The sequence below is a fragment of the Nostoc sp. NMS4 genome (assembly GCF_017115095.1).
Taxonomy (GTDB): Bacteria; Cyanobacteriota; Cyanobacteriia; order Cyanobacteriales; family Nostocaceae; genus Nostoc.
Map to the genome: position 1 here is coordinate 1 of NZ_JABXKI010000307.1, position 2,631 is coordinate 2,631.

The following is a 2,631-nucleotide window of genomic DNA, read 5'->3' on the forward strand; positions in this document are numbered from 1 at the left end:
ACTGATTGCCGATACATTGAATGATGAGCGCTGGTTGAGGCTACCTAATGAGCCTTACAAAGTTCGTTCTGCAATTTGTGTACCGATTTTTAAGGGCAAGGTGTTACAGGCTCTTATCACCCTAATGCACTCGCAGCCGGGACATTTTACCCCTGAATCTGCCTATTTAATGCAGATGAGTGCCGAGCAAATAGCGATTATCCTTGAACATGCCTCGCTTTATGTCGAACGCCAACAGCTACAGCCAGAGTCACATAAAATAAACCAGGTAGCAGGCAAGGAGTTACACAAAACAGATGAGCAAGCTGACCCTGGGGAAAAACTCTCTTTGCTCGGCATTTATATCATTATTGAGGATGGAAGATTTATGTACACTTCCCCTGGGGTAGCAGCAATTTTTGGATATACGTTTATTGAATTTATTACTATCGAATCAATACTCGATCTCATAGCAGCAAACAACCGTAAATTCTTTGCCGAGCAGATAAATCCGTGTTTTCAAGCTTATAGCCAGAACAAAAGCCTCTCCTGTACATTCAAAGGGCAACGGAAAGACGGAAGTCTGATTGATGTACAAGCTTATGGAACAAGAACAAAATTTAGCGGCAAGCCTGTTATCATCGGTGTTCTAAGCTCAGTTTGACCAGTGAAGTTTCTTTGTAGATTCTTGGGAACTTGCGATCGCAACAAAAGAATGAAAAATTTTCCCCCTCTGCCCCTCATTTTCAGATTAGGCGTTACCAAAACTCGCTGAAACTTGACTAAAGAACTGAGATAGCTTCAACTCATCCAATTTTCCCTTAGTGCGGACACCACTACAAACATCCACCCCAAATGGTTCTACCTGTCGAATAGCGGCGGCAACATTATCAGGAGTAAGTCCTCCTGCCAGGAAAACTGGCACATCCACTAACTCTCTGATGCGTCTGCTAATCTCCCAATTGTGGATTTGTCCTGTACCGCCAAGTTCTTTGATAGCCAAGGACTGATTTCCAGAATCCAGTAAGAGCCCATGGACGTGAGGCGCAATAGAAACGGATTCGTCTATTGATTCTGAACCTGTAATATGAATCACCTGAACGATCGCAATTCCTGGTAATGCCTGACGCAAATCGTCGTGAGTACCGGATTGCAAGCGATCACAAAGCTGAATCGTATTCACGCCCAGGCGTCGTTGCTGTGCGACAATCCCTAAAGTATCGACCTTACTGGTTAGCAAAAACGAAGACACTGTCGGTGGTATAATCGCCGCCACTTGGGCAATCAAACCCTCGAACAGCATCCCCGGACCGCTTGGCATCTCTGAGACTAAGCCTAATGCCGAAGCTCCATAATGAATGGCAAGATTTGCTTCTTCGACACTGCTAATACAGCAAATTTTCACTCTGGGTCTTTTTGTCGGTTCCATGAAACTCTTACCTTGAATTTGATTACATTAGACATCTCCAGAAACTAAACTTTAGCCCAAGATTTAAAAAGATTTCAGGCTATTTTTTGGATAGATCTATATACTTCTTGGCAGTGATTGACACTCCCTCGCATAAATGACGGGGGATTCTAAGCGGATACTTCGGGACGGGTTAAAACACCGTCCCTCCGTTTAATCTTCTTAGCTGACCAAAGAAAAATTCTTTGGGGTGCTGTCAAAGGCACCCTAGACAGTCCGCTCAGAGCAATTCCAAGCATTCCGCTTACTTTCCTCAAAATGTTTGATGCACCATTGCAGTCCGCATTGATGTACCAGTTGAGGGCAGTTCTATACAAACCGCGCTTAACTCGTCTGCCTGACGGCTTCCAATCATCGGGTTTTTCACCGTATACAGGAAGATAATCGCCATCGACAAACGAGGATGAAGAGGTATATGACTCCTCAGTTTCTATGAATCGAATCCCATATTGTTCGCACAATTGTTGGATTCTAGTTTTGAGTCTGGCTGTCGGAACCTGTACCCATTTTTGGTTGTTCTTAGAACCCAGGTTGGATTGTTGTTTCTGACCTTGGTTCCAGCCAAAAACAACGGTTCCAATATTATTCTCTCGTGCGTGGTTAATTACTAACCTTGCTGCCTTATTAACAGCATCGCGCATCTGACGGTTTCTTTTCTCCGTGAGATGCGCCAACTTTTTAGACCAGAATCCTTGAGGTTTTCCCTCTTTAATCGTAGATACTTTCTTGTTGTACCAGCGATTTAGGGATTTAACGTGCTTCCCGTCAATAATGAAGCTAGTGCCGGCTGTGGAAACGCCGGTTAGCCAGTTGTCCATTCCGGGGTCAATCGATAAAGCATTCTCAGGATTAAGACTTGTTTCTATTGCCGTCAACTTGTAGACAAATTCAGCGTAGAAACATCGATTCCGAGGGAGTATCCGTAATTCCCGAATGTCTTTAAAGTTCAAATTACGAGGACACGGGATTGTGAATGAGTCAATCCCAAACCAGACTTTAACCTTGTTTCCTAAGGGAATTCGGATACTACCATCTATCAATCTAAGAGCTTGCTTGGGATAGGTGACAACGTTTAATCCCCCTTTACGGTACTTGGGAGGCTTCGGCTTTCCAGCTAATCTCCCTTGCTGAAACAACCTATTGAGAGCCTTTTTAACATTGAATTCCTATCCATTAGTTAAACG

Annotated in this window: 2 protein-coding genes and 1 pseudogene; 1 reads left to right on the forward strand and 2 read right to left on the reverse strand. The window is 43.9% G+C overall.

Going from position 1 to position 2,631, the window contains the following annotated elements:
• The coding region (locus HWQ37_RS28920) for a GAF domain-containing protein (protein WP_292753858.1) at positions 1-643 on the forward strand (643 nt) is incomplete at its 5' end.
• A gap of 87 nt (positions 644-730) precedes the next feature.
• Here HWQ37_RS28920 and HWQ37_RS28925 read toward each other — a convergent pair.
• A complete protein-coding gene (locus HWQ37_RS28925; protein ID WP_292753859.1) occupies positions 731-1,408 on the reverse strand; it encodes a phosphoribosylanthranilate isomerase in 678 nt (225 codons plus the stop codon).
• A 149-nt stretch (positions 1,409-1,557) separates the two neighbouring features.
• A pseudogene (locus HWQ37_RS28930) lies at positions 1,558-2,595 on the reverse strand (RNA-guided endonuclease InsQ/TnpB family protein); the annotation flags it as partial.
• Positions 2,596-2,631 lie beyond the last annotated feature (36 nt).